Origin of the sequence: Chryseobacterium sp. 22543, from assembly GCF_052044565.1 — a bacterium.
GTDB lineage: Bacteria > Bacteroidota > Bacteroidia > Flavobacteriales > Weeksellaceae > Chryseobacterium.
The window spans coordinates 325,981-348,857 of record NZ_JBQENH010000001.1 but is presented as its reverse complement, the minus strand read 5'-3'; the positions used below and the strand labels follow the sequence as shown (position 1 = coordinate 348,857).

Sequence of the window (22,877 nt, the reverse complement as noted above, 5' to 3'; positions counted from 1 at the left end):
ACAAACAAGCTTTATCCCTTTACCCCCTTCAGAAGTCCCTCGAGACAGTATGATAAGGGGCTAGCCCCCTTCTGATAACGGTCTCGAGCCCCTTATGTAACCCCCTTCACCCCCTTGTGCAACCCCCTATACCCCCTTACCCAAGGGGGTAGATACCCTTACTGAACAGGGTAGAGCCCCTTGCTCAAGGGGGTAGAGGCTGTTCGGAAGTCCCTGGAGAGGGTATGATAAGTGGGTAGAGCCCCTTAGATAACGGTCTGGAGGTAGTTTGTAGGTTTCAGGACATACTTATATCATTGTCAATATACACTTATCTAAGTGTCAGTAGACAGTTCTTTAAGTGGTCAGAACGACTAAGGAAGAAGCTGAAGCTATTTCTGTAAGTGGTTTCAGACACTTGAGTAAGTGTTGCCGATTAATTTTTAAGGGGGGTAAGAGGTTTATGAAAGCGGTGAACCAATCTGGTTAATAATATTCAAATACTCTTTCTATTTTTTGTTGTATTTCTCCCTGATCATCTACTAATTCTTCATAAATGGAGTTGGCTTGCGGATCAAGCTTTACATTCTTATAAATGAGCTTAGATTTTTTTTGCTTAGTGGCATCTTCAAGAAGGGTTTCACTTCTCATTTCATTGATGTAAGTGTAGAAAATAGTGCTGTTAACTGGGGTTTCAAAAAAAATTCCGGTTTCTTCTGTTTTTATAAGACGGCTATTTTTGTCGAAATAAAATAGCTTGCTAAGGGATATATTGTGAGCAGAATCATTTGAAACTCTTTTGTACAGAGAATCCGAAACTTTTTCAAAATAGCCTGTAGTTTCTATCTTCTTATTTCCAGGATTAAAGGCTTCAAAATGGCGTTTGGCTTTGTCCTTAGAATGGTAGGTAATGATTTTATTGATAGACCTTTCATGAGAAGGTCCGCTTCCGATAGCATTGTAATATTCTACTTTTTTCAGAAAACCCTCTTTGTCATAATAGGAAATGTTTTTATAGATATTCTCCGGTGAATAAGTGATGATCTCTGTGATGGTTTTGGGATGCCCGAAATAGTTAGAAAACTTCAGGTCATTAATGATAGATTTTTCCTGACCACTTACAAGAGCACATAACAGAATAAACAGATAGCTAAGTTTTGTTTTCATATGGTAAGTGTTGGGGGTATTCTACAATTTCGATAAATCTCAAATATAGGCAACTCTCTTCAATATTGACAAATAGAATAGGTATTTGTTTGAAATAGAATCTCCAAAGTTGGGAGACTTTGGAGAGCGTGATATTATTTTTTAAGATAGTATTTGTAGTGTAAAAAAACAATTCTTGTGGAAATATTTGAATACTCTTAGTAAAGATTACAAATTTTACATTGTTTTCGTTGTTGGTCGCTTAAAATATAATCTCAGAAGTTGATTACTAGGAGAATGATTTAGCTTGTTTTAATTTTAATAATGATTCTCTATGAAGAATTAATTTTTCGCGAATTCTTTTGAATTCATTTTCTCCAAATTCAAAATGATCATCTCCAAATTGTGATTTTAAAACTTCTCTTCCATTTTCTAATACAATAACTTGTGCATGAGCAAATTTATTTCGGATATCGATTACCTCATCATTGTATTCTTTATTTGCATCTAAAAATTCTGTAATGTACTGATCCTTATCCAGATTCTTTTTTAAAATCGCTCTAAGTAATTTCCATTTTTTTATAGCATCGAAAGATTTGAATACTTCACTGATTCCCTTTTCAGAATAAGAAGTCTTCAAGTTTTCGAGTCTTTTCTGAGAACTATCAAAAATTTCAGTCTTTAAAAATTTATCACAATCAAAACTATCAATATAAGGTTTTTGAATATATACTAATAGATGTTCTTCTATGAGTGCATCTAATTCTGATGTCTCTCCAACTATTAATCCTCGCATTGAATTTATTTCCTCTATCTTTTTAATTGTTGTTTTAAAAACTTTTTCAAATTTATCTTCGATCTCTTTCCTATCAGAGTGATAAACACCTTCAAATTGATGCTTGCTGACAGACTCTAAAATTAAACTCTTGTCACTTGAATAAAAAACAATATCAGTGTAAACATCTTTATCCCTTAAAAAGTCAATAATGGAATCTCCAGATTTAGAATCTTTTAAATTGAAATCAATTAATAGTATGTCATATTTTTTCAAATTGGAAGCTACAATTTCTTCTACTACTTCATTTAAACTTACCTTTCTCTCAATTACTGGACTAAAACCGTAATCAATTATAGTCTCTTTGAACAATTCCGAAGTTGTTTCAAACCATGAGTCATCATCTTCAACCCATAATAAATAGTAATTTAGTTTCATTTAGTAAAAGTTATTATTAATTCAAATCCTTTTTTATATTCAGGATTATATTTGATAGTTGCATTGAAATATTGCTCAAGTAATCTTTTAACATGGTTTAGTCCTAGACCAGCACCTTTAGTAGAAGTTACTCCTTCATCAAAGATTAGCTCAGCAAGAATTGATTTATCAAGCTCTTTGCCTACATCTTTTATTGATAAGCTTAAGTTATTTTCAATTTTGTGAAATTCAAAAATTACCTTAGATGCATTTTTCTTTTTAGAATTATTTAAGATATTATCTAAAACTACTGATAACTCAATTGGTTGAAAACTTTTTTCAAACTTAATATTATTAGTAATTATTTGATATTTTAGCTCTTTATGTAATGCTCCATATATATTGAGTACATAATTCTCTATATAATGTACAATATCCTCATTTGCGGATAATGTCGCTTCTAAAAAATTAGACTTAGTTGTAAATTTAGTTATTGTATTTATTTTTTCATTTACTAGACTTATTCCCTGAAGAAAATCAATAATGACACTTTTTGATAGATTATTATTTTTATCAAGTTTTCTTTTAAAAAGTTGAATTTTCTTAGAAATATCGTCCGCATAAACACCTATGATATGGTTTGAGTCTCTTAAATCTTTATATGTAACAGTTTCAGCAGATCGGAATCTATCAATTTGTCTTTTTTGGTTTTCAGCTCTTTGTTCAGCTTTTTTTCTATTTTCCTCTTCCTCTTTAGCTTTTTGTTCAGCTTCTTTACGCATTACTTCTTCTTCGCGTCTTTTTACCTCATTCTCTTTAGCTTCTAATTCGGCCTTTCTTCTTTTTTCTTCCTCATCTTTTTGTTTACGTTCAGCTTCAGCTCTTTTTTCAGCTTCTTGTTTAGCTTTTTGTTCAGCTTCTAAACGTAATTTACGTTCTTGTTCCTCTCTTAATAAAGCATCTGATTTCTCCTTTAAAATTTTATTGAAATTATTTTCAGTTAATCTAATCTGATTCAATAAAATATTATCATTTGTTTTTTCGGCAATTTTTTCTAAATCAGAAATGAATTTAGGTTGAACAATATCTAGCTTTTCATTTACTAGGTTTACTAAATCTTTGTTATATGATATAATCGTGATGTTTTTATCATCACTTAATGTTTTAATTAAATTAACAAAATCAATTTTACTACCTAAATTATTCAATGCATCTTCAAATATATCTTTGTTTTTATCTCCTGATAATTCCTTTCTGTGCTTTTGTGCAATATCAACATCTAAAAAATAATTTTTTTTCTTAAAAGCTTCTCCCCAAAGTACACCCACTACGTATCTTTCAAGCCTTAAAAATGCCTTTTGTCTAAATAAGTCAAATAATGTTCTTTTACCAATGGTCTCAACCAGACCGCCATCTCGGCTGGAAACTTCTTTAAACTCATTAAAGTTTTCAGTAATTAATTCTACTGAACCAAATAGGTCTCTTGTTCCTAAAAACCGATTATAGCCCTGTTGTTTTCTGTTATCTAATTCCCAACTGTCATCTCCAACATTTCCGTAAGGTTGAACTCTAAAACCATTTTTAAATAAGAATACGTTCCCATAATTAATTGGCTCTATATCCATTAATTTACCAAAATTAATTTTAGCACTTTTATTTAAAAAGTAAAGATTAATTTCTAGATTATCAATTAGTGATTTATAAATATTAGGTTCTTCAATATGATAAATTAAAGCCCCTCTATCAGTAATTTTTGTAGTAATTAAATCGTCCTTTACAACTAAATCAATTTGAGTTGTTTTTAAGTCTAGAACTTTTAAAATAGAATTATCAATAACTCCATTGATTTTTAGATTAGAATTTGGAAAAGAAAGATCATCAATGATTTCTGATGCATCAATTTCTATTGAAAAATCATCTTGTTTAGAAAATGGATTTATTAATTTTTCTAAAGATCTTCTAAGTTCGTTTAGTTTATTTTTATTCCATATGGAATTAAGATTTGTAATTTTTAGAATAGTTCCGTTTTTAGAGGATCTGGGAAAAATATAGGTATTAGAAATTTCTTCAAATGGAATATTAATTGATCCAAAACTTTGTTTCGCATCAACTTCAAATTCATCCCAATTAACTTGTACCTTATAAGCCTGATTTGACAAGATCTTTGAAGTAACTAATTTTAATTTGCTTCCTAATCTGTCGCAAGAAAAACGACCAACTCCTTTAGCTCCTGCATAAAATCTTCTTGATTTTAGGTTGTTAAGATGTGAATCTCTCTTTAAATCAGCGTCTTCCGAATCATCTTTTTTTGCCGAATAAGCAACTGAAAACCATTTTTCAGCCAAATCTAGTTTAGACATTCCTTTACCGTTATCAGCAATGATAATTTCGTCATTTTTAAAAGTAATTTTTACGCGGCTAGCATGAGCATCATATGAGTTTTTTACCAATTCATATATAGCAATAAAATCATCAGTAATTAAATCTCTACCAATGATGTTTTTCATTCCAGTTTTTACATCAAACTTTAAAAACCCTTTATCTATTTTTTCTTTATTCATTTAATAGATTTCTTAAAATAATTCCTGCTTGTTCTGCAAATAATGGGGGGATTGCATTACCAATTTGAGTATATCTTGGTACCTCTTGAGTTCTTTTTTTTCCACCCGTGGTATATTTTCCCTTAAACTCATACCAATCTGGAAAAGATTGAATGCGCGCATATTCTCGTACTGTTAATATACGAGGTTCAGAATAATGAATGTAATCATCAGGGAGGGTTGTAATTGTGGGACTTTTACTATTGGCACATAAAGGTATTATTGTGTGTTTTTTTAAATTATATCGATTTCGAATATCTTTTGATAAATCTAAATTTCTTCTATCAGAAGACAATTCTAGAATTGCTTTAAATCTATCAGTTGTTAATTGTAAGTGTTTTGGAAATCTGTGGCTATCCGCTATTTGATAACGTATAGATTTTCGCATATATTTCTGGTATGATGACTGCTGGTGACCATAAATACCAGCATGAAAGCTATTTGTATCTGGTGATTGTACTGTTCCATTTGATTTTAGAAGGTCAGAAATGGCATCTTGTAAATTAACATTCTTTGATAGCCCTTTCTTTTTCAAAAAGCTAAAGGATGCCGCCTCGAGAGATAAAAAGAAATTATCAACTACTTCTTGAGAAGTATTTTCAATATCATTTCTAATTCCAATTAAAATAAATCTTGTACGCTTCTGTGGAACACCATATTCTCCAAAATTCACTAATTTACCTTTGACATAGTATCCAAGACTTTCTAATTTTTGAGTCACAACTGAAGAGTATGCAATTCCTTTCTCTTTATTTTTTTTAAACTCCATTGTAAAACCTTTGACATTTTCAAAGAAAATAATTTTAGGTTCAACATATTCAACGAATTTAATATAAGAATTAATTAAATCATTTCTCTCATCTGTTTCATTTCTTCTTCCTGCCATAGAAAATCCTTGACATGGAGGTCCACCAGCAATAAGTGAAACCTTACCTCTTAGAGATAATAATTCTTTCTCATAGGTTTCTATGACAGAATTAATTTCATGATTTTTCTGAGGAAGCCAATCTGGCCAATCAAAATGCTTTTTCTTATTTATTAAGTTGTATTCTAATGTTTTAAAAGCATCTGGACTTTTCTCTATAGCAAATAAACCATTCCAACCTGCATTATGTAGTCCTAAAGAAAGGCCACCACATCCAGCAAATAAGTCGATATATAGGTTGTCAGTTTTCATTTTGAAAAAATCGTTTAATATACAAAAGTATTTAATAACTTTATAATCTAAAGAATTTTTGAAAGAATAAAAATATTAATTAATGTTTTTATTTAATACTAGCCAAAAATATAAAACATTTGTTTTTATACATTACGGCTTTCCGTAAACAGCAAAAATAAAAAACACTTTAAAATCCTGATTCAGTATTTTCACGGAAATTTTTAAATTTTCGACACAAAAAAATCCCAACTCTCGTCAGGATTTATTTGATAGTTTAATATATTTTTTCATATCGAAATCAAAGAGTTCTTGTATGGTAACATTAAGTTCTTTGCTTATTATGAGTAGAGTATCATATCGCGGATTAGTATTCCCTCGTTCCAATTCTCCTATTGTCTTTTTTGCATGCCCGGTTCTTAACCCCAGTTCTTCTTGTGAGATAGGCTTATTGGTCTCCGGGTTTATAACTTTCTTTCTTAATTCAGAAATTCTATAACCAAGAGCTTTTTTACAGTTATTAAGTTCGATATCATTCATTAACTGTAAAATTCTAAGATTAGGTTTAAAATTTAGGATACTTATAAGTATCCTTTTTGTTTTTTTTATTACATTTATAAAAAAATACAAACATGAAAAAGACAAGCACACATTTTGAACCTCAGCTTTGGAAAGGCGGTAAGAAGCGCTCCGGGTTACAACTGATGGAGAACTTTTTCCGGTTCAATGATCTGGCAGTCTCCAAAGAGAAGTTAAACAGCATTATGAGTTACGCCGTAAAGCGAAACAGCTGGATTAATGAAGATCCGTCGGTAGTCTTTCAGTTTCATCAGGCGGTTCGATCGTTTGTACGTGCGGGCTACCTCATCCATTTGGAAGGAAAGAAATGGGTGGCTGATACTGCGGTAGAAAATCCTTCTCCATTATTTCTCGGCCTGCTTTCGGAGAAAGAATACCATAATCCTCTGCTGGTCTTTAAAAAAGCTTTCAAAGAATACAGCGTCAAAGAGTTTGATTATTTTATGTCTGGGATTGTTTATTTCTCAATGGGAGCCTACGATAAGCTTCCGGAAACAAATCTCGTTAACCCATATATCCACCTGCTGAAAATGTTGGATGCTGCACACCTTATTCTTGAAAGGAGAGGGAGGTAGGAGTGGGAAGCGGGAGGCTGGAAGAGTGAAGCTGCTATGTTTGCAGGTATTGGTCACCAGCATACAATGATGTTTTTTAACTGAAAAAGAGAAAACTCCTGAAGCAGAGCATAATACTGATGATATTCTTTGTATTTTTAGTACCGCAACAAAGGTGAAGGAAACATCAAAACTGGCTTTGTAAAAATCAAATGTTATTATTCCTGAAGTTGTCAATATGGTAAACAAATAGAAAATGAACGGCAAAATAATACAATCCATCTTGGGGTTTTCTTTTACTTTATTTCTTCTTTCCTGTTCGGGAACAAAATACGCTGTTGAGGTTGAGAAGGTAAAAAGGGATTCACTCTATACAGAAATTCAGCAGATTGGTTTGGAAGCAGCCAGAAATAACAATGTTCCCGGAGTAGCTATAGCTGTTATTCAGAATGGAAAAATAGTGTGGACACAATGTATAGGGTTTGCTGATAAAGAAAATCAGAAGCCGGTAACCACAGAAACTATTTTTAATGTGGGTTCTGTTTCCAAAATGGTATCTGCATGGGGATTCATGCAGCTCACAGAAAAAGGGCTTGTAAACCTGGATGACCCTGTGGACCAATACCTCAACCGCTGGAAATTGCCTGTTTCCCAATATGATATATCAAAAGTTACCCTGAGGCGTATTCTCAGTCATACAGCAGGCCTTTCGGTACATGGGTATGGAGGTTCTGAACAAGGAACAAAATTGTTGAGTTTGGAAGAATCCCTTTCCGGAAAGACCAAAAGAAATGGGGAAAGCGTGCGTTTGATCAGTGAGCCGGGAACAAAATGGGAGTATTCGGGTGGCGGCTATACACTGGCACAGCTTATGCTCGAAGAAAGAACGAAGGAGAAATTTGCAGATTATATGAAGAAGAACGTATTCAAACCTTTAGGATTGAATCATACTACCTATGAATGGACGGAAGAAATGATGAAAAATTCTGCAACAGCTTATGATGCTTCGGGTAAGCCTATAAAGAACAGAATATTTACAGAACAGGCTGCTGCAGGGCTGCAGACAACAGTGTTGGACCTGGCACATTTCGCAGAACTGTCATTAAACTATGAGCCCAACCAACTGCATAAAGTGTTGAGACCGGCAACCATACAATTGATGGAGAAATTTATTTTGCCGTTTTCTGACCAGGGAAAAAGTGGCCTTGGATATCGGTTTATGTATTATGAGGGGCTTGAAACAGTAGGACATACCGGAGAGAATGAAGGCTGGAGTGCTGCCGTATTTATGCATTTGCCCACAAAGAGCAGTATTGTAATTCTCTGTAATGGTTCCAACGGAGATCGGGTTTGGTATCCTGTCTATCAGAGCTGGGCAAAAAGAATAAAAGCAAACTGAAGCAGAATAGTACAATGAAAAATCCAGAAAACACTTTTCTGGATTTTTGTATGATGGCTTAGGAGGTTTATTTCAGGACTTTCTCGTAGATCTCATTCAGCAGGTTTTGTCTCATTTTAGAATTTCTTTGATTTAAAAGGATAATTATACCCCATTTTTTTGCTCTGTTGTAGCAGATGATAGAAGATTGGCCCATAGAATCGCCGGACTTCAGGTAAATGGTATTCTGATCATCAGTATTAATGGTAAGGCCGAGTCCCATTTCTCTTTTTTCATCCTTATAGTAAAGCTTTTCAGTGAGTAGTGCGGCTTCAGATACTGGATTTCCGCTGGTAAGAACCGCTTTCAGATACGTGAGCATATCCGAAGCATTTGATTTTACCAATCCTGCCGATGCGGTAATGTTCCACTTGAAAAATTCCTGAACACCGCCATTGGGATTATAACCTGCTGTGATATTCCTTACATTGAAATCCTTTGTCAAAGTGTTGGTCATCTGCAGAGGAGTGATTATTTTTTCACGAATTACTTCATCATAGCTTTTACCGTATACCTTTTCCAGTATCTGTCCCAGCAGCGTATAACCAATCGTAGAATAGCGGTATTTGCCATAATCAATAAGTTCACTGCAGTTGTTGACAATGGAAGTCAGGGTTTTTTCTGTGACATTGCTTACAGGCTGCTGCGGATTTAATTCTATTAATTTAGCAAAATCTATATCTGGCAGGCCGGATTGATGAGAAGCCAGATCTGAAATTTTGATTTTGTTTTTGAGGTTTTTCTGTAGAATATAACCTTTAGGCAGATAATTGTCAATATAATCCTCTGGTTTTAGCTTGTTCTCAATAACGGCCTGGGCTATTAAATTGGACGTCAGAATTTTAGTAATAGAAGCAATTTCAAATATGGAATTCTTATTAATATCAACAGGACTTTCTTTGCTCAGTTTTCCATAAGCCGTATAATATTCTTCATCATTGCTGATAAACCCCACACTGATTGCTACATTAGGATTTTTCTGATAATTGTCTTTGATGATTGAGTCTATTTTTTTGAAAATGTTCTGTCCAAAAGTAAAAGTACTCATCAGTAATAGTACTGCTAAAAAGGTAAATGAAGTTTTCATTGTATCGTTATTTTAATGGTTAAAAATGATTTCGATACAAAGATGTGGAAGTGCTTACCTCTACGCGACCGAATAAAAGTATTCGGCCTCATTGGCCTGGAAAAATGCGTTCGGGTAATGTAAGATGCAAGTACGAGTAATTACGAGGTGTTGTTTTGTAGTAGGTTACGATATTGTATAAGTGTGTTTCCTGTATGCTTTTTAAAAGCAGTATTGAAAGAAGATTTTGAATTGAAAACTACTTTATATAGGATTTCCAGCAACAGACAGCACATACAGATAAAAAAAAGGAATCTGTAAAATATAAGAAAGAATGAAATAATGTAACGCAATATTTTATAATTTCAATATCATATTTTAAGGGAGCAAAAACGGAATCCACTTCACGTAGTAATGACAAAGACGAAAGTTATCATTCTTTAAAAAATACAAACAGCTACTTCTATAACTATCATAACTTCCTTCCTCCAACTTCCCGCTTCAAAATTAAAAAGAGGCTGAAAAAGCCTCTTTTTATCATTTCAAAATCTGTTGATCATAAAGAAGATGGTCATCTTCATCAAAACTTATGATCAATACTTTATATTGTTTTGCACTGTCGTTGTTGAAGAATTTAATTCTTGGTGGAACATAATCGCTGTCAAATAAATTCGGATTCCAGTAAAGAGTTTCTCTGGTGTCATTTTCAATTTTTTCCGGAGCGTCATCATTTATCATTTCAATAGGAAACTCTGAAGGTTTGTCATATCCTTTGATGATGGCTGAGTTGTTCTTTGGTGCTTCCTTTTCATTACTTTTGGACTTCATATTTCCTTTCATGGTGTAGATGGCTACGGCATCACCTATTAATCCTGAGCCTTTAATAATTTTTACCATCGCAATATTATTAACAGGCATGTTTGAAATCATGGTAGGATCAGTAAGTACCTCATCTAAATACAGCTTAGCCTGCTGGCCCCGGATATAGGGTACATTTACACCTGAATTATTTCTTTGAAACGTTAATCCGGCAGCTTTTCCCTGCAGCCAGTCTAATATGTTGGTATATCCTGAAGCATGCTGGTCTTCATTCACGAAGTCGAAGACCGTAGAATTTACAGAACTGAACATTCCGGTGGAGAGCTGCTTATCTAATTCTTCTTTTGGGTCTTTCTTTTTTCCTACCAATGCTACTTCCTGAATCTGGATATCGTTACCCTCTGTTTTTTTATAATTTTTTTGAGTATTAATGGCTCTGGAAATTGCCGGAGGAAGGGTTTTGTTTTTAGCAGCTTTTACCAGTGTATATTTTGTACCCGGGAAATTACCTTTAAATTCTGAAGGATTCACCAGCGGTTCTACAGTGACGAATAAATTATCAGTACCTGATTCTTTATTTTCAGAATTGACGAATAATGAAACATTTACAGGTTCATCATTGTTGAGGTTATTTAAATAAACATATCCGTTTTGATCTGTTTTAAATTGATTAAAAGCCGGTTGATTTTTCCCTAATTGCAATACTAAATTTACATCAGAGTTGATGAGCAGAGCATTGTTTTTAATAGGTTTTACTCTGTAAGAAAGATATTGCTGAGATTGGGTTTTAATGACAGGGGCAGTTCCGCTGAGTACGGAATTCCAGTCGAATCTCTTCCAGTTTTCGGAAATAAGCAGTGCGTCCAAAGCTTCACTATTGGCATTTTTGGAAAAATATTGTGCCGGGCTGTCTATTTTTGAAGTAAAATCTCCCGTTAGCCAAAGTCCGCTAAGGATATTTTCTTCTTCCGGAGTAGAGGTGCCGTCATCTTCACTCACTACAACCGTATAATTTTTAAAATAAGACTCCGGAGAAAGATCAATGCTGTTGAAAGATCTTGGGGTTTGTTTTAAGCTCTGAGCTATGATTTCTGCTTTTTCAATCTTTAAATCACCAGGTTTTATAAAGCAAAGTCTTTGGGCCACAAGATTGTCCTGCTCATCAAAAATGGCCAATTGCAAAACACCGTTGGCTCCGTTGCTGATTTTTGTGGGAATAAGACTTGATGCCTCATTAGTTAAATGGTTGATATTTGCTCTGTAAGCAAGATGGTTATTGATAAGTCCTACAATTTTATAACCCTGCAGCTGTTGTTTCAGATTAACGCCTTTTAAAGTATATTTAATCCCTTCTTTAGAGCTGTGAACTTCTACATTCAGGCCGCTGTCTGCAGCTTGTGGCAGATCTATGGTCTGGCTTTTCCCTGCATTATCCTGGATAACAGCCTGGTATTTTTTTCCGGATGCCGGAGTTATTGTAAAGGAAGCCACATTTTTATCAAAAGATTTAAATGTAGTGACGGGAGTTTTTGGATTTTGTACATCAATTATTTTTCCGGTCCAGTTTTCCGGTAAAGAACTGGCAGATAATCTTACTGCAAATTTGGTAGGCATCCCGTTAATTAAAGTTCCTCCTTCCGGAAACACTTTTGCAGACCAATCAGAACTTTTAGCAATCACTAATGATTCTGTGGAATTTGGGTTGTAAACCGGAAGTGTTTTAACAATCTGAAAATCTTCGTTAAAATTAGTCATGTAAGGCGTATAAGCTCTTACAAAATAAACCTGTTCAGGAAGGTCTTCTTTTAGTTGAAAATCTCCGCTGCCTTCCCCATTAGTAAGAAGTACCGTTTTCCAGTCTATTAATTTTTTATCAGAATTGTACAATTCTACAAACAGGGTAGTAGATAATGCAGAACGGTTATAGCCATCAAATACGAAACTTTTGAACCAGATTTTGTCACCAGCGGCATATTGGGATTTGTCGGTAAGTAAGTATACTTTCTCCTGCTCGTAATTATTCTCAAGATTGGTAATTGCTTTTTCTAATTTGGTTTGTGCCAGTACAGGCGTTACCATTGAGATAAGCAATACACAGAATATATTTTTCATAAAAATCTCAGCGCATTTTAATTCTATGCTAAAGTAATCATTTAAAGGATTCGGAAATTGATATTGACCCAATTTCAGGCGTATTTCTTTCAGATTTTAATGGATAGGTTTTTAACAGTAAAATCTGTAGAAGAATTTTTTCGGAAAAACGGTACTGATAAAGCGGTTTGATGATAACAACCCTTTTACAACTGTTCAGTATTTTATCAATAACATAAGATGTGGTAGGATAAAAACCGCAAATAAAACCTATCTTTAATTACATGAATTGGAGAAGCTTATAGAGGACGGGAAGTAATTCCGGTGTCGGCAAGATAGTTGTATTCAATGAAGAACCAAACCAAAATATAAACTATGAATATGCGGGTAAAACAGAATTATCGTCTTAAGAATGATTATTCCGATAACTTCGGCGCGGATGTCTTAAAAGGTCTGTCTGCTCATCCGAAAAAATTATCTTCAAAATATTTTTATGACAAAACAGGAGACCACCTCTTCCAGCAGATTATGGTCATGCCTGAATATTATCTTACCAATTGTGAGCTGGACATATTTCAAAATAAAACAGAAGAACTAGCAAAAGCGATTTCCAATATCAATGAATCTTTTGATCTGATAGAATTGGGAGCAGGCGATGCGATGAAATCATCTTACCTTCTCAAAAATTTAGTAGAAAAAGGAACAGATTTCACCTATATGCCTATTGATATTTCGGGAAATATTCTTTCTGTTTTGCAGGAAAACCTGAAGAAAAAACTTCCTGAACTGGAAATCTTACCCCTGGAAGGAGAGTATTTTGATATGCTTGATAAAGCCACCGGTATTTCGAAAAGGAAAAAAGTGGTCCTTTTCTTAGGCGGGAATATCGGAAACATGGAAAGTGAGGAAGCCAGACATTTCTGCAATGAAGTGAAAAGAAAACTGAATGCCGGAGATTTGTTTCTCGTAGGTTTTGACCTCAAGAAAAATCCAAACACCATTCTTGCCGCTTATAACGATCCTGCGGGAATTACCGCTTCGTTCAATCTTAATCTTCTTACCAGAATCAACCGGGAACTGAAAGCTGATTTCAAGGTGGAAAATTTTCAGCACTATCAAAACTATGACCCCATTTCAGGAGCCTGCAGAAGTTTTTTGGTGAGCCTTTATAATCAGGAAGTACATGTGGGAAATCATTTGTTTCATTTTAAAAAAGATGAGCTGATTGATATGGAGGTTTCTCAGAAATTTTCGGAACAGGATATCAAAAAACTGGCTGGAGACTCAGGGTTTCATATTCTTGTTGAAATTAGAGATACTAAAAACTGGTTTGTAGATTCTATCTGGATGGTATAATTTAAAATGATTTTTTATGAAAAAAGATGCATTACTTGTACAGGCAAATCCTCATAAAAACTGGATAAAAAAATATTCCGAAATCCGGAATCATTCCGTTGAGATCTGCAGTCCTCTGGAAATTGAAGATTACGTAGTTCAGCCTATCGTGGATGTGAGTCCTCCGAAATGGCATTTAGGCCACACAACCTGGTTTTTTGAAACCTTTATTTTGCAGCCCAATTTTCCGGGATATGAGGTTTTTGATCCTCAGTATAATTTTGTGTTCAACAGTTATTACGAAACCATCGGTGCCCGTGTAATCCGTACCGACAGGGGAAATCTGAGCCGTCCTTCTGTTTCAGATGTTTTTAAATACCGTGAATATGTAGATCAGAAGATGGATGAATTTCTTCAGAACGGATATCTTACTGAATCACTGGAATCTTTACTGGAATTGGGCTTAAACCACGAACAGCAGCACCAGGAACTGTTACTGACAGACATCAAATATATTTTAGGTCACAATCCTTTATTTCCTGCTTACAAAAAGGAAAATACTTCAAAAAAAGAAACTGCTGGAAATTTTGAAATGATAAGTTTTCCAGAAGGAATTTATGAAATTGGGTTTAAGGGTGAAGGTTTTTGTTTTGATAATGAGCTCGGAAGACACAAAGTATATCTGAATGATTTTAAGATTTGCAGCCAATTAGTGACTAATAAAGAATATTTAGAATTTATTGAAGCTGGCGGTTACGAAGATTTCAGACACTGGCATGCCGAAGGCTGGGATTGGGTAAAACAGAATAATGCAAAATCCCCTTTATACTGGCATTGTATTGATGGAAAATGGATGAATTATACGTTAAACGGCTTACAGGAAATCGACCTGGAGGAAGCCGTCTGCCATATCAGTTTTTTCGAAGCTTCTGCTTTCGCTTCATGGAAAGAAAAACGCTTGCCAACTGAAGCTGAATGGGAAGTGGCATCAGCGCATTTGGAATGGGGAAAACGCTGGGAGTGGACCAATTCTGCTTATCTTCCGTATCCGGGATATAAAAAAGAAGCAGGAGCTGTAGGAGAATATAACGGGAAATTTATGGTGAATCAAATGGTGCTTCGTGGTGCTTCAGCAGCAACTCCGCACGGGCACAGCAGAAATACCTATCGGAACTTTTTCCAGACTCATTTACAGTGGCAGTTTACCGGAATCAGACTTGCACAATAATTTTACCTATGATTACAGTTGAATCGGTTTCAAAAAGTTTTAACGGAAAAAAAGCAGTGGATGCTATTTCTTTTCAGGCCAATGATAAGGAAATTTTGGTGCTTTTAGGAACAAGCGGCTGCGGAAAAACAACCATGCTGAAAATGATAAATCGTCTTATCGAAGTGGATTCCGGGACTATTCTGATTGACGGTAAAAATATTCAGTCCCAAAAAGTGGAAGAGATACGGATGGGAATTGGCTTTGTCATGCAGCATTCCGGGTTATTTCCCCATTATACTATACAACAGAATATAGCAATCATTCCCGATTTACTGAAATGGGACAAAAAAAAGACGGATGGTAAAATCCGTGAATTATTGCATAAGCTTCATCTTTCAGAAGAGATCCTTACACGTTTTCCTAACGAATTAAGCGGCGGCCAGCAGCAAAGAGTGGGAATTGCCCGTGCTTTGATTGCCGATTCGCCTGTTTTGTTGATGGATGAACCGTTCGGAGCATTGGATAATATTACCAAAAGCGATATTCATACAGAATTCAAATCACTGGAAGAGCTTAAAAATAAAACAATTATTCTGGTTACTCACGATGTTCAGGAGGCATTCGATTTAGGTCATAAAATTTGTCTGATGGATAAAGGAAAGATTATTCAGACTGGAACTCCAAAAGAAATGCTGTACCAGCCCCAAAATGATTTTGTTAAAAACTTCTTTGCCAAAAACCGGCTTTTACTGGAATACAAAGTGGCTACATTGAAGGATATGACTTCTCTGATTGATGGTCATCGTTTCTATGAAGAGCTTCAGTTTTCAGACAATATAGGTTTATGGGATGCATTACAGCAGTTGAGTGCAGATACTTCGCTTTCCGGAGATTATGAAAATCTGATTAAAGCTTTTAATGAATACCGAAAATTCCAGACTGTATGAGTGAACAAAGTTTTTGGCAGTTTATCACAGAGCAGCATGAAAAACTGCTTACTCAGATTTTACAGCACCTGGGACTCACTTTTTTGTCTCTGTTTCTGGCCATTATTATTGGTGTGCCTTTAGGAATCTTAATTGCTAGAAAAAGAAAATTATCAGGTTCTGTTTTGGGAATTGCAGGAATTTTACAGACTATTCCGAGCATTGCTTTGCTGGGATTTATGATTCCTGCTTTCGGGATCGGGGCAACTCCGGCTATTGTTGCTCTGCTGATCTACGCGCTTTTACCCATTATCAGAAATACGTATACCGGAATCATGGAAGTAGATCCGGCGGTCACTGAAGCCGCAAAAGCAATGGGGATGAATAGAAAACAATTGCTTTTCAAAGTTCAGCTTCCTTTGGCAATGCCTGTCATTATTGCGGGCATCAGAACTGCGGCAGTCATCAATGTTGGGGTGGCAACTTTAGCTTCATTTGTGGCGGCGGGAGGTTTGGGTGAATTTATTTTTGGCGGAATTTCCCTCAATAATACCAATATGATTCTGGCCGGAGCAATTCCTGCAGCGTTACTGGCTGTTCTTTTAGATCAGACCATTGCGGTTTTGCAGAAATTAAGCTATCAGTCCGTAAAGAAATTAAAATATATTGTTCCTGTAGTATTGGTGATTATCGGTATTATTTATCTTTTGACTTCCGTGTCGGATCATAAGCTTAAAGCAGGCTTTACGCCTGAGTTTATGGGACGGCAGGATGGGGATCTGGGACTTCGTTCGGTGTATGGGCTTGATGCGCATCCGCTGGTTGTAAGTGATGCCATTATGTACAAAGCAGCCTACGAAAAAGAACTGGACCTCATCAGCGGATATTCCACAGATGGCAGAATCAAAGCTTTTGATTTGTATGTTCTGGAGGATGACAAGAAGATTTTCCCGCCTTATTTTGCAGCTCCGGTAATCAAAACAAAAACTCTGAAAAAGTTTCCTGAACTGGAAAAAACATTGAATCTTTTAGCTGGGAAATTCAATGATTCAATCATGACAGATCTGAATTATAAAGCGGATTATCTCAAACAGACTCCTGAGAAAATCGCCAAAGATTTTTTATTAAAAACACATTTGTATAAAAATCCACGCAAAGGAAATTCCCAAACCATAAAAATCGGCTCAAAAATTTTTGGTGAGCAATATATTCTTACCGAAATTTACAAAATGCTCATTGAAGGCTACACGGATTATAAAGTGGAAACGAAAACGGGGCTTGGCGGAACGAAAATCTGCTTTGATGCTTTGGTGAATGATGCGATTGATTTTTATCCCGAATATACAGGAACCGGACTTTTGGTTTTGCTGAAACCTTCGGCAAAAACGATAGAAGAAGTTTCTAAAAGCCCGGAAAAAATGTTCGACTATGTCAATCTGGAATTCCAGAAACAGTACGGGATTGAATGGCTGCAGCCACTTGGTTTTAATAATGCTTATGCTTTGATGATGCGGAAAAAACAGGCTGATGAACTTAAAATTAAAAATATTTCAGACCTGAAAAATTATCTGGATCCAAAATAATGACCCTAAACATGAAATACAATTTCGACGAAATTATAGAAAGAAGAGGAACCGATTCTGTAAAATGGGATTGGGCAAGAGAAGATATTTTACCGATGTGGGTTGCTGATATGGACTTTAAAACCGCTCCGGAAGTGATTGAGGCTATCGCTGAGAAGGTTTCTCATGGTATTTTCGGATATGGTACAATTCCTAAAGACTTTCATCAGTCAGTGATTGATTGGTGGGAAACAAATCATCATTTTACCATAGAAAAAGACTGGCTTTTGCCTGCAACGGGGATCCTTCCATCGCTTTCAGCCATCGTTCGTACGTTTGTGAAGCCTGATGAAAATATTATTTTGCAGACTCCTGTTTACAATCACTTTTTCACCATTTTAGAAAATTATGGATGTCATATAGTCTGCAATGATTTGAAATATGAAGGAGGAGATTACACCATTGATTTTGATGATCTGGAAAAGAAAGCTTCTGATCCGAAAACTAAACTTTTGTTGTTCTGCAATCCGCATAATCCGGTGGGAAAAGTCTGGACAAGAGAAGATTTGGAAAAAATAGCGGAGATTTGTTCACGGAATAATGTGATGGTGGTTTCTGATGAAATTCATTCTGATTTGATTTTTAATAATCTGCGGCATATTCCGTTTGTTTCGGTAGCTCAGAATGATGAGCTGCAATCGGTGACTTGCGGTTCACCATGTAAGACTTTTAATTTTTCAGGTTTACCAATATCGTACCTGATTTCCCGGGACAAAAATATATTGGAACAGACCCGTAAGACTTTAGAGCTTCAGGAAAACAGCTATCCAAACCCAATTGCAATAGAAGCCTTGATTTCAGCCTATACAAAAGGAAATGAATGGATGGGTGAGCTTAAAGACTATCTATATCAGAATTTTATATTTCTTAGAGATTTTTGCGGTGAACATCTGCCTGCCATCAAAGTAATTTCTTTGGAAGCAACCTATCTGGTTTGGCTGGATTGCCGCTCATTTGGTAAAACTTCTGATGAATTGTCAAAAATTCTTCTGATGGAGGGTAAAGTCTGGCTTAATTCCGGAACAATGTACGGGAAAAATGGAGAAGGTTTCCTGAGAATCAATATCGGTTGTCCAAGGCAGCTCCTGACGGAAGGTCTGGAGCGGTTAAAAAAATCTTTGAAGGAATAAAGCGGGAAACCAGGAAAAATGATAACCGGAATTAATGAGATAAAAAGTAAGCGCCAATTTTCACAAATTGGCGCTTACTTTATTTAGACAACCTGACTATTGGTTTAATTGTGTTTACAAGTTGTTAGAACATGACGGTTTTGAGTGGCAATGCATTGTGATATGTTGAAAATTACATGCTGTAAGTGTGAATTAAATAAAAATGTACTGTAAATTAAAAATTTAGACAGAAAAAAATAATCAATATTGAGTGAAAAAAGTGTGTTGAAAGAATATTTTTGTTATTTTTATAAAATAAACTAATACATGTAAATAAATGAAAATTATTCATACATAAATATTTATTTAAATATAATATCTTAAAAATAATCCTTTTTTTATTTTAATAATACAATAGATCTTGTCCGATACAAGGTTGTCTTTCTGTGTGCTAAAGACAATGTTTTATTAAAAATAGATACGCAGAAAATAAGCTTAAACCATACACTTAAAACCAAATTATTCTTATGGAAAAACAACACAATCACACGCATGGCTGCACCCATTGCTCATGCCACAATCCTGTTTTAGATGTTCTTAAAGAAGAACTTTTCAGTGCAGAAAATCTGACGAAAATTAATCCCGGTTCCGGAAAAGCAACCCACGAAAAACCACAAACACTGATGGTAAGTGGAGGTACTATTCTGCCTATGATCGGTGGATCAACGGATACCATTGAAGCCATTGGATTTGCTGATGGAAAAGTTGTTGTAACCGGTACAGCAGATCAGGTAGAAACCTATATGAATGACAAACATTCAGGATTTCAAAGAAAAGAATTGACAGGCACTCAAACTTTACTTCCCGGACTGATAGAACCCCATGTTCATATGATTCCTACGGCAATGATGACCGGCTGGCTGGATCTGAGTCCTTTTGACGGACAGAATTTAAAAGCAATATACGATTTGACTTCTGTTGGGGCCATTATCAACGGGCACATTCCAAAAATTCCCGGAGCTGTTATTTTAGGAAGAGGATTGGATCCTTCTTTAATGCCATTTACGGAAAAAGAAGGCAAAAAAGAGTTAATAACGATTGATAATGTCATCCTTGATACGATTAATCATGATACTCCTATGATGCTGTTAAGCGCCTCAATGCATACCCTTTATCTGAATACTAAGGCATTAGAGTATGTGTTTGATCATAATCCTGATATAAAAAGTGAGTATAAAACTGTTGACAAATATATCAGCGAAACGAAAGGCCAGCTGCAGGAAGGTTTACAGATGACTCCGGCATTGAAGACCATAAAGCTGCAGATCATTGCAATGAGCATAGAGATCAACCGTTATCTTACGGAGCTTTTTAACACGGCCAATTCAAGAGGAGTTACTTTTATGTATGATGCCGGGCTTAATAAGGGCTCGGTAACACTTTTAACCAAATATTTTGAGACGCATCCTGAGGTGGTAAGAACGGGTGGGGCACATCTTTGTTCCAATCAGGAGGATGTAGATAAACTGGAACCTTATAAAGAGCCGGAACACTATAAACCTGTATATTATGGACATATTAAAGTGGTTTCAGATGGCTCAAACCAGGGATTAACCGGATATCAGAGTGCTCCATACCTGTGTGATCCTGCCAATAATACAGGGGTATTTAATTTCCCGCAGACTGGTATTCCTGCCCATACAATTCCGCCAAGCTATAATACATTGATCAATTCTGTAGTAGCGGTAAAAGGCTGGCCATTAATGGTTCATGCCAATGGTGATCAGGCAGTAACATTTGCCATCAATGCGTATCAGCGTACTCTGGCTCAATATAAAGGGCCTGAACTTCGTAACCGTATAGAACATTGTTCACTTCTTACTGCAGATCAGATTACCAATATGCTCCAAATGGGAGTTTCACCAAGTTTCCTAATCGGACACGTAGGGTATTGGGGATATGCTTTTAAGGAAGTAATATTCGGTGCAAAGGCGCAAATGCTCGATCTTTGTGGTTCAACGCTTGCTGCCGGAATGAGAATTACCCTTCACAGTGATAATGAGGTGAGTCCGTTAGGTCCTTTGAGAATGATGGAACAATCAATTACCAGAATCATGGAAAAGAATCCAAAGGATATTGAAGTTTTAAATGGTGCGGAACGTCTTACTCCTGAACAGGCTTTGATTGCGGTTACTTATGATGCTGCATGGCAATGTTATGCAGACAAATGGGTGGGATCGTTAGATAATGGGTATTTTGCTGATTTTGTTATATTGGAACAGAACCCGCTTTCGTTAAATACCCCTTCATTGCAATATATGAAAATGAGGGATATTCCGGTATTGGAAACCTGGGTAGGCGGTATATGTGTATATACCTATGATCAGAATAGAAAGACAGAGACCGAAAAAGACATGATTTTTTCAGGCAAATAATAATAAGTTCTGAAAAAATTAAATAGTTGCTAACTAAATATCAATCAGAGCAGATGATTTCTGCTCTGATTCATTAACCCAATATAATTTTATACTTTGCTTTTAACTCTTTATAATACCTCTTAGCTAAAGTATAGTGGCTTTGACTAGCAGCAGTAACAAAAAAATATATCAGGCAGTCAATTTCGGATAGAGATTTTTTACAGTAATGTTTTTAAGTAGATTAATAGAGAATTTGCTATTTCTGTATTCATTTTAGACGATACTATTTGTTGAAGTTTGGGTTGTTCTTTTTGATACATATCATATAGTTTCTTATTATTTTGTATCAAACAAAACTCTACATTAGCTATTCTGTCAGCTAATTTTACAATGATACTAATTTGATTATGAATAAGTTTATTATACATATTGTCTTTTCTTTCTTCTCTGTTTTTACCATCTCCATCAGTTAAAGAATACACAATTTCAGTAATTTTTTTTCCAAATCTTTTTTCTAATTCTTCAATTGAAACTGTAGTATCTTCCAATATATCGTGAAGCCATGCACTTATCAGGATATCAGTGTTTTCTTGATTTGTCGGGAGAATAGAAAATCTCATTAATACACTTACTACATTGCCTAAATGAATTTCATAGGGGTATATTCCATAGTGCTGACGATTGTGTTTTTCTATTGCAAATTTTCTAGCATTATACAGCTGGTCTTTATAATTCATCTTACTTCTTTATCTATTATTTTCATGATCTCTTTTGCTCTGATTTCATCTACAAATTCTCCCGGTGTTGGATCCGGATAATAACTTAATGCTGCTTTTTCGCTATGCCATTCTCCATTATAGTATTCTTCTCCCTGCAATCCTGTGTCTTTATACATTACCGCTCTTAGTAGTGAATAGTGTTCCTTATTATTGATTTTTTCTATTTCAAAGTGATAATATAAAATTTTTTCTATTGTATCTTTTTTATTCATTTTCAAGTAAATTTATATTTTTTTGGTGTTTTTATTTTTTTATATTCTGCAGCCTGTTTAGCGATTTGTTTGAAATAAAACTCTCCGAAGTCGGGAGACTTCGGAGAGCTGGTTAGCTCATTTTTGAGCTAACCTTGATACAATTTATTGATAATATTAAGAATAGAATAATTTGTTTGTACTACTATAATTAATCTATTTTTTGGGCATTACCCTTGATTATAACATTATTTTCTTTTTGATTTAGATACAAAACTTCCCTTATTACCCAACGTTTATTATCAAAGTTACTTTTCTGACTAAAATACACATTCAAAATTTGTGATATAAAAAAAGTATTAAGATAGCTCATTTTTTCTTTCATTCCAATTTTTGAGTCATTCAAAATATCTTCATAAGAAGGATATTCAGTAAGATTTTCAAATAATTCTAAGGCATAGTTTTCACCGGTTTGTTTATCATCTTCTATTAATTCATTCAACAATTCTTCATACTTGGGTTGCATTATTTTATTGAAAATATCTAGCTCAATATTTATATCAAATTGATATATTTCTTTGTTTTCAATATATTTTTCATAGTAATGTTCATCATAGAATAAATGTTGAGAATTCGTTTCTTGATTATTAATGTATACTTGCATCTTA

At 34.8% G+C, this 22,877-nt stretch carries 18 protein-coding genes; 8 read left to right on the top strand and 10 right to left on the bottom strand.

The genetic code is table 11. From position 1 onward, the window contains the following. Nucleotides 1-465 precede the first annotated feature (465 nt). The 5 genes from ACTJIP_RS01450 to ACTJIP_RS01430 all read right to left on the bottom strand — a co-directional run bounded on the left by ACTJIP_RS01450 (nt 466) and on the right by ACTJIP_RS01430 (nt 6,613). Nucleotides 466-1,146 (bottom strand): hypothetical protein, encoded by a 681-nt coding sequence (locus tag ACTJIP_RS01450; RefSeq protein WP_440704022.1) that lies wholly within the window; start codon nt 1,144-1,146, stop codon nt 466-468. 268 nt (nt 1,147-1,414) lie between these two features. Further along, the gene (locus ACTJIP_RS01445; RefSeq protein ID WP_440704021.1) at nt 1,415-2,338 is read right to left on the bottom strand and encodes a hypothetical protein; all 924 of its coding nucleotides are present in this window, start codon (nt 2,336-2,338) and stop codon (nt 1,415-1,417) included. Beyond that, on the bottom strand, nt 2,335-4,878 hold the full coding sequence (locus ACTJIP_RS01440; protein WP_440704020.1) for an ATP-binding protein: 2,544 nt from the start codon (nt 4,876-4,878) through the stop codon (nt 2,335-2,337). Before ACTJIP_RS01440 ends, ACTJIP_RS01445 begins: the two co-directional genes overlap by 4 nt. Beyond that, nucleotides 4,871-6,094, bottom strand: a complete 1,224-nt coding sequence (locus ACTJIP_RS01435) for a DNA cytosine methyltransferase (protein WP_440704019.1) — start codon at nt 6,092-6,094, stop codon at nt 4,871-4,873. Before ACTJIP_RS01435 ends, ACTJIP_RS01440 begins: the two co-directional genes overlap by 8 nt. 237 nt (nt 6,095-6,331) lie before the next feature. Further along, on the bottom strand, nt 6,332-6,613 hold the full coding sequence (locus ACTJIP_RS01430) for a helix-turn-helix domain-containing protein (RefSeq protein ID WP_105700717.1): 282 nt from the start codon (nt 6,611-6,613) through the stop codon (nt 6,332-6,334). 92 nt (nt 6,614-6,705) lie between these two features. Between ACTJIP_RS01430 and ACTJIP_RS01425 the strand changes: the two genes are divergently transcribed. Then, a complete protein-coding gene (locus ACTJIP_RS01425) occupies nt 6,706-7,227 on the top strand; it encodes a hypothetical protein (RefSeq protein WP_440704018.1) in 522 nt (173 codons plus the stop codon). Between the two features lie 235 nt (nt 7,228-7,462). Continuing rightward, nucleotides 7,463-8,605, top strand: a complete 1,143-nt coding sequence (locus tag ACTJIP_RS01420) for a serine hydrolase domain-containing protein (RefSeq protein WP_440704017.1) — start codon at nt 7,463-7,465, stop codon at nt 8,603-8,605. Nucleotides 8,606-8,672: 67 nt separating this feature from the next. Here the strand turns inward: ACTJIP_RS01420 and ACTJIP_RS01415 are convergent, their stop codons facing one another. Further along, the gene (locus tag ACTJIP_RS01415; protein ID WP_440704016.1) at nt 8,673-9,731 is read right to left on the bottom strand and encodes a serine hydrolase domain-containing protein; all 1,059 of its coding nucleotides are present in this window, start codon (nt 9,729-9,731) and stop codon (nt 8,673-8,675) included. Between the two features lie 516 nt (nt 9,732-10,247). Continuing rightward, nucleotides 10,248-12,641, bottom strand: coding sequence for a hypothetical protein (locus ACTJIP_RS01410; protein WP_440704015.1), 2,394 nt, complete (start codon nt 12,639-12,641; stop codon nt 10,248-10,250). A gap of 354 nt (nt 12,642-12,995) precedes the next feature. Between ACTJIP_RS01410 and egtD the strand changes: the two genes are divergently transcribed. From egtD to ACTJIP_RS01380, 6 genes are all read left to right on the top strand, one after another. After that, nucleotides 12,996-13,976: an L-histidine N(alpha)-methyltransferase gene (egtD, locus tag ACTJIP_RS01405; RefSeq protein ID WP_180564117.1), complete on the top strand. Its 981-nt coding sequence runs from the start codon at nt 12,996-12,998 to the stop codon at nt 13,974-13,976. A gap of 16 nt (nt 13,977-13,992) precedes the next feature. Next, nucleotides 13,993-15,183 (top strand): ergothioneine biosynthesis protein EgtB, encoded by a 1,191-nt coding sequence (egtB, locus tag ACTJIP_RS01400; RefSeq protein ID WP_440704014.1) that lies wholly within the window; start codon nt 13,993-13,995, stop codon nt 15,181-15,183. Nucleotides 15,184-15,191: 8 nt separating this feature from the next. Next, a complete protein-coding gene (locus ACTJIP_RS01395) occupies nt 15,192-16,112 on the top strand; it encodes an ABC transporter ATP-binding protein (RefSeq protein ID WP_180564115.1) in 921 nt (306 codons plus the stop codon). Continuing rightward, on the top strand, nt 16,109-17,674 hold the full coding sequence (locus ACTJIP_RS01390) for an ABC transporter permease/substrate-binding protein (RefSeq protein ID WP_440704013.1): 1,566 nt from the start codon (nt 16,109-16,111) through the stop codon (nt 17,672-17,674). Before ACTJIP_RS01395 ends, ACTJIP_RS01390 begins: the two co-directional genes overlap by 4 nt. A gap of 11 nt (nt 17,675-17,685) precedes the next feature. Further along, nucleotides 17,686-18,843, top strand: a complete 1,158-nt coding sequence (locus ACTJIP_RS01385) for a MalY/PatB family protein (protein WP_219072941.1) — start codon at nt 17,686-17,688, stop codon at nt 18,841-18,843. Nucleotides 18,844-19,349: 506 nt separating this feature from the next. After that, entirely contained in the window at nt 19,350-21,257 is a 1,908-nt protein-coding gene (locus ACTJIP_RS01380; RefSeq protein ID WP_219072940.1) for an amidohydrolase, read from the top strand. A gap of 200 nt (nt 21,258-21,457) precedes the next feature. On the opposite strand, the gene ACTJIP_RS01375 is transcribed toward ACTJIP_RS01380, so the two are convergent. From ACTJIP_RS01375 to ACTJIP_RS01365, 3 genes are all read right to left on the bottom strand, one after another. Next, nucleotides 21,458-21,976, bottom strand: coding sequence for an HD domain-containing protein (locus tag ACTJIP_RS01375; RefSeq protein ID WP_180564111.1), 519 nt, complete (start codon nt 21,974-21,976; stop codon nt 21,458-21,460). After that, nucleotides 21,973-22,230: a hypothetical protein gene (locus ACTJIP_RS01370; protein WP_219072939.1), complete on the bottom strand. Its 258-nt coding sequence runs from the start codon at nt 22,228-22,230 to the stop codon at nt 21,973-21,975. The genes ACTJIP_RS01375 and ACTJIP_RS01370 overlap by 4 nt, the downstream gene beginning before the upstream one ends. A 190-nt stretch (nt 22,231-22,420) precedes the next feature. Then, the gene (locus tag ACTJIP_RS01365; protein WP_077418665.1) at nt 22,421-22,873 is read right to left on the bottom strand and encodes a hypothetical protein; all 453 of its coding nucleotides are present in this window, start codon (nt 22,871-22,873) and stop codon (nt 22,421-22,423) included. Nucleotides 22,874-22,877: the final 4 nt, after the last annotated feature.

What these genes read in the sequence shown, in the direction of transcription:
- ACTJIP_RS01450 (WP_440704022.1), bottom strand. Translation starts at nt 1,146, where the DNA reads ATGAAAACAAAACTTAGCTATCTGTTTATTCTGTTATGTGCTCTTGTA.
- ACTJIP_RS01445 (WP_440704021.1), bottom strand. Translation starts at nt 2,338, where the DNA reads ATGAAACTAAATTACTATTTATTATGGGTTGAAGATGATGACTCATGG.
- ACTJIP_RS01440 (WP_440704020.1), bottom strand. Translation starts at nt 4,878, where the DNA reads ATGAATAAAGAAAAAATAGATAAAGGGTTTTTAAAGTTTGATGTAAAA.
- ACTJIP_RS01435 (WP_440704019.1), bottom strand. Translation starts at nt 6,094, where the DNA reads ATGAAAACTGACAACCTATATATCGACTTATTTGCTGGATGTGGTGGC.
- ACTJIP_RS01430 (WP_105700717.1), bottom strand. Translation starts at nt 6,613, where the DNA reads ATGAATGATATCGAACTTAATAACTGTAAAAAAGCTCTTGGTTATAGA.
- ACTJIP_RS01425 (WP_440704018.1), top strand. Translation starts at nt 6,706, where the DNA reads ATGAAAAAGACAAGCACACATTTTGAACCTCAGCTTTGGAAAGGCGGT.
- ACTJIP_RS01420 (WP_440704017.1), top strand. Translation starts at nt 7,463, where the DNA reads ATGAACGGCAAAATAATACAATCCATCTTGGGGTTTTCTTTTACTTTA.
- ACTJIP_RS01415 (WP_440704016.1), bottom strand. Translation starts at nt 9,731, where the DNA reads ATGAAAACTTCATTTACCTTTTTAGCAGTACTATTACTGATGAGTACT.
- ACTJIP_RS01410 (WP_440704015.1), bottom strand. Translation starts at nt 12,641, where the DNA reads ATGAAAAATATATTCTGTGTATTGCTTATCTCAATGGTAACGCCTGTA.
- egtD (WP_180564117.1), top strand. Translation starts at nt 12,996, where the DNA reads ATGAATATGCGGGTAAAACAGAATTATCGTCTTAAGAATGATTATTCC.
- egtB (WP_440704014.1), top strand. Translation starts at nt 13,993, where the DNA reads ATGAAAAAAGATGCATTACTTGTACAGGCAAATCCTCATAAAAACTGG.
- ACTJIP_RS01395 (WP_180564115.1), top strand. Translation starts at nt 15,192, where the DNA reads ATGATTACAGTTGAATCGGTTTCAAAAAGTTTTAACGGAAAAAAAGCA.
- ACTJIP_RS01390 (WP_440704013.1), top strand. Translation starts at nt 16,109, where the DNA reads ATGAGTGAACAAAGTTTTTGGCAGTTTATCACAGAGCAGCATGAAAAA.
- ACTJIP_RS01385 (WP_219072941.1), top strand. Translation starts at nt 17,686, where the DNA reads ATGAAATACAATTTCGACGAAATTATAGAAAGAAGAGGAACCGATTCT.
- ACTJIP_RS01380 (WP_219072940.1), top strand. Translation starts at nt 19,350, where the DNA reads ATGGAAAAACAACACAATCACACGCATGGCTGCACCCATTGCTCATGC.
- ACTJIP_RS01375 (WP_180564111.1), bottom strand. Translation starts at nt 21,976, where the DNA reads ATGAATTATAAAGACCAGCTGTATAATGCTAGAAAATTTGCAATAGAA.
- ACTJIP_RS01370 (WP_219072939.1), bottom strand. Translation starts at nt 22,230, where the DNA reads ATGAATAAAAAAGATACAATAGAAAAAATTTTATATTATCACTTTGAA.
- ACTJIP_RS01365 (WP_077418665.1), bottom strand. Translation starts at nt 22,873, where the DNA reads ATGCAAGTATACATTAATAATCAAGAAACGAATTCTCAACATTTATTC.